Below are 8,901 nucleotides of genomic sequence, written 5' to 3' on the forward strand. Positions count from 1 at the left end.
ACTGGAGAAAGTGGTTTTTACTACAAAAGACAAGCTTATTACCATGAAAACGGACAAGCTTACTGCCATGGTAAACCAAAAACCCATGGATTTAAATGTACCTGCAAGAATTGTGGATGGAATACCCTATATACCTATAGAATTTTTAAAGGACATGTTGAATATCCATGTAGAATTGGCTTCCAACTCGATAGCTGTTATAGACTATAATAAGGATACAATGATAACAGGAGAGCTGATTCAGGATAGGGGACTCAAGAGGGATAGCAGTATGTTTTCTCCCTATGTGACAAAGCCTGTTAAAGCGGGGGATACGGTCAGAGTTTTTGAACAAGTAGGTAAGTGGTATAAGGTAAGAACTAAAGATGGTATAATAGGGTATTTGGAAGGTAAATACCTGAATATAACTGAAGCAACTCCTACTCAGCCTATACCTCAGGAACCTGCAGTAGAACCCTTTAAGCCTGAGAAGGGCAAAATAAACATGGTATGGGAACATGTTATCAAAAAGAATCCTGATGTGAGCAAGCTCAAAACTATGGAAGGATTGGACATTGTATCTCCCACTTGGTTTGCCGTAGTGGACGGAGAAGGAAATGTAGCCAATAATGCGGATATGGAGTATGTGGAATGGGCACATAAAAATGGCTATCAGGTATGGGGATTAGCTTCCAATGATTTTAATCCTGATATAACCAATGAGTTTTTGAACAATACAGATAAAAGGGAAAAGATAATCAGTCAGCTGCTTGTGTATGCAAAGCTTTATAAATTGGATGGAATAAATATTGATTTTGAAAACATATATGAAAAGGATAAGGACATGCTAACACAGTTCATGAGAGAACTCTATCCTCTTTGCAGGGAGCAAGGACTTACACTTTCTATGGATGTTACCTTTATATCAGGAAGCAGCACCTGGTCCAAGTGCTATGACAGAAAAGCATTGGCAGAAGCAGTAGATTATATGGCTGTAATGGCCTATGACCAGCATTGGGCTTCGAGTCCCAAGGCAGGCTCAGTTGCCCAGTATAAATGGGTTGAAAACAATCTCAAAAGGATATTGGAACAAGTTCCTGCAGAAAAGGTAATACTGGGGATGCCTTTCTACACAAGACTATGGGAGGAAGAAAAAGTAGATGGGAAGATAAAGGTTACTTCCAAGGCCCTGTCCATGGGAAAAGTTCAAAGCATACTAGATGAGAAAAAAGCGGAAATTATTTGGGATGAAGATAGCGGTCAGCATTATGCCCAGTATACAGAGGATGGTAAAACCTACAAGGTGTGGATAGAAGATGCGGAATCCATCAACCTTAAATCCTCTTTGGTTCACAAGTATAACTTAGCTGGAGCCGCAGCCTGGAGGAGAGGTTTTGAGACCGAAGACATCTGGCCTGTGATAGCTCAGAATTTAAAGAAAACAGAGAATTACAGTCAGTGGGTACTGGCAAATAAATAGAATGAAACTAAAATACCTTAAGAATAAGCATATGTGCAGAATATAGTGTGGATATCTGAAGCACATATGCTTATTCTATTTAGCTATAGTATCTAAGTGATACCCTTTAGTGGTTCCAAACAACCTCCGTGTAAATCCGTGTTCTCCAAAAGACCTCAGAGGAATACCCCAATACCAGAGACCAGGGACTAGCGACTAGAGACCAGTCCTAAAAGGAATACCCTAGGCTCGCAACCTACATATCTATTCCTTTTACAGCTTTTTATTGATATAATAGAATTAAGGTATCCTCCGACATATAGGTGGCGGATACCGATTTTGATTTTCTGACACATAGAAACATAAAAGAGGAAAGGGGTCTCTAATTGGACATAATCAAACTGCTATTAATCTTTGCTTGTATAACCATAGTGATGAAATTTAATAAACCTTTATCAGTGTCAATAGCAGCAGGCATTGGAGCTGCTATAGTATTATACGGCATAAATCCTTTGGATACCATAAAACTGGTAGTAAATGGTACATTTAGCAAAGGCACTTTTGACCTCATAATGGCATTCTACTCAATCACTTTCTTGCAGAGAATGCTGGAAAAAAGAGGTCATATAGTTTTGGCGGAAAGATCTTTAAACAATTTATTCAATAACAGAAGAATCAATACAATGATAGCGCCCTTCATCATAGGATTGCTGCCTTCTGCAGGCGCTGTCCTGATAGCGGCACCTATTGTAGATAATGCCGTGGAGAATTATCTGACAAAAGAAGAGAAGACGTTTGTAACAAGCTATTACAGGCATATTTCAGAGTCGTTTCTTCCCACATATTCTTCAATATTATTGGCACTAAGCTTATCCGGCGTTGATATGACATCTTTTGTTTGGATAATGCTGCCTATGGTAGTTGTGCTATTTTTGTTAGGATATTTTTTCTATATAAGAAAGATTCCTAAAGACACAGGAGTGACAGTATCAAGCAAAAAAATCCATGAAATTAAGAATATAGTTATAAGTCTCTGGTCCATAGCCTTGTCTATAATAATTATTTTAGCATTTAAAATAACTGTACACTTAGCAGTAATACCGGTTATTGTACTGTATTTCATATTAAATAAGTTTACCTTTGATGAAATTAAGCCAATGTTTAGATCGGCTTTTGAAGTCAAATTGATACTAAGCACAGTTATAATTATGATTTTTAAAGAGGTTTTAGATTTTACAGGTATCATACAGAGATTGCCAGGCTATCTTTCCTTGCTTCCTATCCCGTCGGTAGTAATATTTGCAATGGTAGCTTTTTTAGGTGCCTTGGTAGCAGGTTCACAAGGAAGCATAGCATTGGCTGTACCCTTGGCCTATGCAACCATACCTGATGGAGGGGTAGCATTGATGGTGTTGCTAATGTGCATGATCTATATAGCAATGCAGGTTTCACCTATGCACATATGCTTGGCAATAATTACAGAGCATTATGGAACTCCCTTTATTGAATTGGTTAAAAAGACGATGCCTATTGTAATTTCTTTTGTGATAATAAGCTCCATTTATAGCTATTTCATGTTTTTGATAATGTGATAAGGAATTGGAAACAAATTTTATATATTTTCGTCCAGATATATAGCAATATATTGATGGAGGATTCATGAAATGAAAAAGATATTAATAAAAAGTGGAATTATTGCAGGAACTTTGTGCACAGTTTTAACAGTTCCTACATTGGCACAGCTGCAGCCTGAATCGGTAGGAAAGGATGTAAAAGCTCTCAAGTCCCAAGATGAGTATAACTTTTCCCAGACCTTTAAGCCCTATCCTCTCTACAGCCAGGACATAAACAACGACGGAATCATTGAAGTTGGTGTCCAGTCTGAACCCCTTGAAGCGGAGGGTTATTCTATGGCAGATATGCCCTGGATAAGCAACTGGTATCAATGGGACGGAAAAGACGGGCTAAAAAAAGTTATGGAGGAATACTCCAGCTATAGCGAAGGATACAGGTTCATTATACCTGAAAGTTGGAGCGGTAAATTCACAATAGATAAAGATACCGATGAAAATTATGAAGCTAAGGCAGTTCATTTCATATACCTAGGTGAGAATAAACAAAGAGCTGAACTTTTGACAATTCATCATATACTAAAAGAAGATTGGTCCCAACAGAAGCAAAATTTTGAGACTAATGATCAAAACTATGTAATAATAGGTGAAAATGATAGAAATATGCTGATAGTAGAATTGAAACAAAATGGTGAAAAGCTTTCCGAGGAGAGCAATAAAGAGTATGAGGAAATGCTTTTAAATGAAGCAAGTATTAAAGAAAGATTTAAAGCTATTGGGGATAAAACAAAACTAATAGATTTACGACTGGAATACCCTAAAACAGAGGAAGGAATCATAAAACCGGAGTATGCCAAGGAAGTCATCAAAGGAACTGCAGATAAATTGATTTATGCAATAAGTATGAAAGACGCAGAAACTATTTCCGATTTTGTTCATCCTGTAAAAGGAGTCAGATTTACTCCTTATACCCATGTATCATTGGAAAGCGACAGGATATTTGATAAAGAAGAGATTAAAAAATTCTTTGAAGACCAGGAGTCTTATATATGGGGATATTATGATGGGATAGGTGATGAAATCAGATTAACCCCAAGTGAATACTATGGTAAATTCATATACTCGGAGGATTTTATAAATGCAGAATCTATAGGATATAATGAAGTATTAAGCTTTGGAAATATGCTTGAAAATCAGTTTGAAGTTTATGATAATCCAATAGTAGTAGAATATTATTTCTCTGGATTTGAACCTCAATATGAAGGAATAGACTGGAAAAGCCTTCGATTAGTATTTGAACAATATGATGATAGTTGGAAATTGGTTGGTATCATACACAATCAATGGACGATATAACCGATAAAAATACCACCTGTGGGCAATAACCAACAGGTGGTATTTTTATATTGATTTATAGTATGATATAGTTGTAGCATTAAAGTTGGAGGGCAATATGAAGAATAATATTGATGATGTTGTGATTCGAACTTATAAGCCTGAGGATATAGATTATATTATTAAAAGGCATAGAGAAATCTATGATATTGAGTATGGATTCGGATCAGAATTCGGGGACTATGTTGAAAAATATGTTAATGAATTTAATGAGAAGCATGATGATACCAAAGAGAATATATGGGTAGCAGAAATGAAGGGCAAACCGGTGGGTGTAATAGCACTGGTCAGAGCAGATGAAATTTCTGCAATGCTGCGCTGGTTCCTTATTGAGCCTGAAATGCGTGGCAAAGGATTGGGTCATAGGCTTATGGAGACATTTATGAATTTTTGCAGGGAGAAAGATTATAAGCATGTGTTTCTTTGGACCGTTGATAAGCTGAAAGTCGCACGCCACCTTTATAGTAAGTATGGATTTAAGTTAACCGAAACAAAAGTAAATGATTCCTGGGGAAACCATATAATTGAAGAAAGATGGGATCTGCATCTTTGAAATATATAATAAGTATAAATAGAAAGAGTGATAGAGTTGGCTTATACGTACATATTAAAATGCTCAGATGACACATACTATACAGGTTGGGCAAAGGATTTGGATAATAGGCTAAAAGCTCATAACAGCGGTCATGGATCGAAATATACGAGAGCCAGGCTGCCGGTAAGCCTTATATATTATGAGCATTTTGAATCGGATAATGAAGCCATGAAGCGGGAAGTAGCAATAAAAAGATTGTCTCGTAAGGAGAAAGAAGAGTTGATTAAATCAAATGAAAAAATAAGGAGGACTAATCATGAGTAAAGAAACTATGCTGGAAAAGAAAGTCTGGGCAGTAGTGGGTGCCAATCAAAACCCTGAGAAGTTTGGGAATAAGATTTATAAAAGGTTGAAGGAGAAGGGATATGAAGTATACCCTGTAAATCCTGTAGTTGAATCCATTGATGGAGATATTTGTTACAAGAATCTTTCATCACTGCCTAAAATTCCTGATGTGATAAATATGGTAGTGGCCCCTGATAGGGGAAAACCATATATTGAAGAAGCAGCAGAGTTGGGAATCAAATATGTTTGGTTCCAACCAGGTACCATTGACAGAGAGATACTAATTCTAGCAAAAGAAAAAGGCATTGAAGCGTTGCAGTCATGTGTTTTGGTTGCAACAGAGAATAAATAATCTTTAATGTATAGTAAGGGATGAAAAATGATAATTGGAACAGCTAAAATATATTTATATGCAAATTGGGTTCATTCTCTGAAAGAAAAAAGAATGATAGTAAGAAGTATCATTGATAAGGTTAGGCATAAATATAATGCATCTATTGCTGAAGTGGAAGACCTTGATTTGCATCAGTCAATTGTTTTAGGTATTGCTTGTGTAAGCAACAGTACTAAACATTCCAATTCATGCATTCAGAATGTGATTCAATATATAGAGCAAAATACTGAGGCAGTTGTGCAAAATATTGAAATAGAAATACTATGAAGGTAAAAGATTAAGATTGCAAATTATGGAAATATTTGGATTATTACTTATAGTGCAACCTTAGATATAATCTATGAATGATATACAAAAGAATATGTTTTCATGTATAGGAGAAAGGAGAAATACAGTGGACAAGTATTATTTGAATAAAGAAGAAGCCATTTTGTTAATTATTGATATACAAGAAAAGCTAGCTCCTGCAATAAATCAAGGAGACAGTGTTATTAAGAACACTAATGTTCTGGTTGCTGCGGCTAAGAATATGGATATTCCTATCATTGTTACTGAGCAATATCCAAAGGGACTGGGACCTACCGTACCTGAGATTGAGGAAAACTTAGAAGGCGTTGAGAAGTTTGATAAGATCACCTTTACTGCATGTACAGAGGGGGTTATAGAAAGTTTAAATAAAACAGGCAGAAAGAAAGTTATAATAACAGGCATGGAAACCCACATATGTGTGTTTCAGACAACGAGAGATTTGCTGAATCAAGGGTATGATGTATTTATAGCAGCCGATGGAGTAAGCTCCAGAACTGAAGAAAACAAAAGTAATGGTCTTGAGCTCATGAGGGATATGGGCGCAGTTATAAGCAATACGGAAACCATATTGTATGATTTGCTTAAGGTATCGGGCACACCCCAGTTTAAGGCATTATCTAAGCTGATTAAGTAGGATATGATATGGAGCGAAACTGAAGTATGGTATAATTTAGTTATATACTGAATTATTTTTTGAGAGGTGTTAATATGAAAAAAGAAGAGGTTAAGTCCAGTGCGCTATTATTATTGACAGCAGCTATATGGGGCTTTGCCTTTGTTGCCCAAAGAGTAGGCACGATGCATGTTGGAGCTTTTACATTTACAGGGCTTAGATTTGCATTAGGAAGTCTTTCTCTCCTACCCATTGTTATTTTTACTGGAAGGAGACGAGAAAAAAGTAATAATAAGGTAGAAACCAAATCAAGTTTTGTAACCGCTGGCATTATAGCAGGAAGTGCTCTGTTCACAGCTGCATCCTTCCAGCAGATTGGCTTGATTTATACAACAGCTGGTAAGGCTGGATTTATAACAGGTCTTTATATTGTTTTTGTGCCTATACTTGGTATTTTTCTCAAACAAAAGACTCATGTTACTACCTGGTTAGGTGTTTTTGTTGCAATCATAGGTTTGTATTTTTTAAGCGTCAATGAGGGTTTTTATATAGAACTTGGAGATTGGCTTGAGATAATCGGAGCAGTTTTTTGGGCGGTACATATACTTGTCATAGATCATTTTGCAAAGAAAGTTGATGCGGTTAAACTGTCCATTATGCAGTTTGTTACCTGTTCTGCACTGAGCCTGATGGCTGCCCTGATTTTCGAAGATATAAGCATTGCTGCCTTATCTCAAATTGTTATACCTCTTCTTTATGGCGGCATACTATCTGGAGGAGTAGCCTATACCATACAAGCTATTGCTCAGAAACATGCAAAACCTTCCCATGCAGCTATTGCTATGAGTATGGAATCGGTATTTGCCAGTATAGGCGGCTTGATATTGCTCGGTGAAATAATGCCATTGAGAGGATATTTAGGCTGTGCTTTAATGTTGGCAGGAATGTTATTATCCCAGTATGAGAACTTTACAAAGACTAAGGCAGAAGCTTCAACAACTGTTACTGAACAATGAAGAGTATTTTGTAAGCTAGGGAGATTTAACAAATGACAGGCTATGGTCTTGTTCTAGGAGGTGGAGGAGCCAAGGGCTCCTATGAGATAGGGGTATGGAAAGCTCTAAGGGAGCTGGAAATACCTCTCATTGCTGTGGCCGGAACTTCTGTGGGTGCTTTAAACGGAGCTATGATAGTTCAGGATGATTATGAAAAGGCTTATGATTTATGGACCAGCATCTCAGTTGAAACTATAATAAGCATGAATAAAGAAATATCGGATTTGGATTCTCATCAAAAGGCAGAGGAAACTATGAGACTGATAAAAGCTGCTATCAACTCCGGTGGATTGGATGTGACTCCTTTAAAAAAGCTTCTTACTATGGCTGTTAATGAGGATAAAATCAGAAAATCCCATATGGATTTTGGAATAGTGACTTTTTCGCTGACGGATAGAAAGCCTATGGCCATGTTTAAGGAAGAAATACCTGAAGGAGAGATGGTGGATTATCTTTTGGCCAGTGCATCCTTTCCTGCTTTTAAACCTATGGAGATAGGTGGAAAAAAATTTATTGACGGTGCTGTATATGATAATCTACCTGTATCACTTATGCTTCAAAAAAAGATATATAATGTAATATCGGTGGATGTGTCCGGAGTAGGTAGAGTGAGGAAGGTAAAGGACAAGGATTTGAATCTTATACAGATAAAAAACTCTGAAAACCTGGGACCAATGTTGGTTTTTGATATGGAAAGAGCAAGAAGAAACATAGAGATAGGCTACTATGATACCATGAAAGTTTTCGGAAGATATAAGGGCAAGTATTATTACTTCACTGATACTAGAAATGATATAAAGCTGGATGAAAACCATATCAAGTTGGTATATCGTTTCCTCGGTATAAATTGGGATAAAAGGTTCAGTCCTCAAAATAAATTTATAATATATAAACTCATAAGGGTTCTAAAGAGCTATTCTTCTGAAAGAAAATTTAGAAATACCGATGGAGTAGTTTCCGCAGCAGCTGAAATTTCAGCAGAAGTCATGGGAATAGAAAGATGCAGAGAGTACTCTTTAAATGAGCTGATAGATATTATTATAGAACAATATAATTTAAAAAAAGCTGATGTAGCCTTAGCAGATTTTTCAAAGATAATAGATGAGGATATATGGAGCATCAATAAATATAGTTTTACTGAGAAGATGAAAAAAACCATATCTCAAAGCAAGTTTGCTGCTCTATATAGTGCTGATATTAATGACCTATCTGATAGAGCAGTACTATATCGGAGGCTTTTAGCTTT

The 8,901-nt window shown here is 36.5% G+C and carries 10 protein-coding genes; all 10 read left to right on the forward strand.

Annotation, left to right across the window (positions count from 1 at the left end):
- The coding region (locus ACESM9_RS12720) for a glycosyl hydrolase family 18 protein (protein WP_372999261.1) at positions 1-1,459 on the forward strand (1,459 nt) is incomplete at its 5' end.
- Between the two features lie 365 nt (positions 1,460-1,824).
- The gene (locus ACESM9_RS12725; RefSeq protein WP_372999264.1) at positions 1,825-3,030 is read left to right on the forward strand and encodes a DUF401 family protein; all 1,206 of its coding nucleotides are present in this window, start codon (positions 1,825-1,827) and stop codon (positions 3,028-3,030) included.
- Between the two features lie 72 nt (positions 3,031-3,102).
- Positions 3,103-4,365, forward strand: a complete 1,263-nt coding sequence (locus tag ACESM9_RS12730; protein ID WP_372999267.1) for a hypothetical protein — start codon at positions 3,103-3,105, stop codon at positions 4,363-4,365.
- A 97-nt stretch (positions 4,366-4,462) separates the two neighbouring features.
- Positions 4,463-4,957, forward strand: a complete 495-nt coding sequence (locus tag ACESM9_RS12735) for a GNAT family N-acetyltransferase (protein ID WP_372999270.1) — start codon at positions 4,463-4,465, stop codon at positions 4,955-4,957.
- Between the two features lie 27 nt (positions 4,958-4,984).
- Positions 4,985-5,263: a GIY-YIG nuclease family protein gene (locus ACESM9_RS12740; protein WP_372999273.1), complete on the forward strand. Its 279-nt coding sequence runs from the start codon at positions 4,985-4,987 to the stop codon at positions 5,261-5,263.
- Positions 5,256-5,636: a CoA-binding protein gene (locus ACESM9_RS12745; protein WP_372999276.1), complete on the forward strand. Its 381-nt coding sequence runs from the start codon at positions 5,256-5,258 to the stop codon at positions 5,634-5,636. The genes ACESM9_RS12740 and ACESM9_RS12745 overlap by 8 nt, the downstream gene beginning before the upstream one ends.
- A 27-nt stretch (positions 5,637-5,663) precedes the next feature.
- Complete coding sequence (locus ACESM9_RS12750; protein ID WP_372999279.1) at positions 5,664-5,945, forward strand: DUF503 domain-containing protein; 282 nt, start codon at positions 5,664-5,666, stop codon at positions 5,943-5,945.
- A gap of 127 nt (positions 5,946-6,072) precedes the next feature.
- Positions 6,073-6,621, forward strand: a complete 549-nt coding sequence (locus ACESM9_RS12755) for a hydrolase (protein WP_372999282.1) — start codon at positions 6,073-6,075, stop codon at positions 6,619-6,621.
- A 74-nt stretch (positions 6,622-6,695) separates the two neighbouring features.
- The gene (locus ACESM9_RS12760; protein ID WP_372999285.1) at positions 6,696-7,616 is read left to right on the forward strand and encodes a DMT family transporter; all 921 of its coding nucleotides are present in this window, start codon (positions 6,696-6,698) and stop codon (positions 7,614-7,616) included.
- A 32-nt stretch (positions 7,617-7,648) separates the two neighbouring features.
- The coding region (locus tag ACESM9_RS12765; protein WP_372999288.1) for a patatin-like phospholipase family protein at positions 7,649-8,901 on the forward strand (1,253 nt) is incomplete at its 3' end.

The sequence above is a fragment of the Lutispora sp. genome (genome assembly GCF_041687175.1).
In the GTDB taxonomy this organism is placed as follows: domain Bacteria; phylum Bacillota; class Clostridia; order Lutisporales; family Lutisporaceae; genus Lutispora.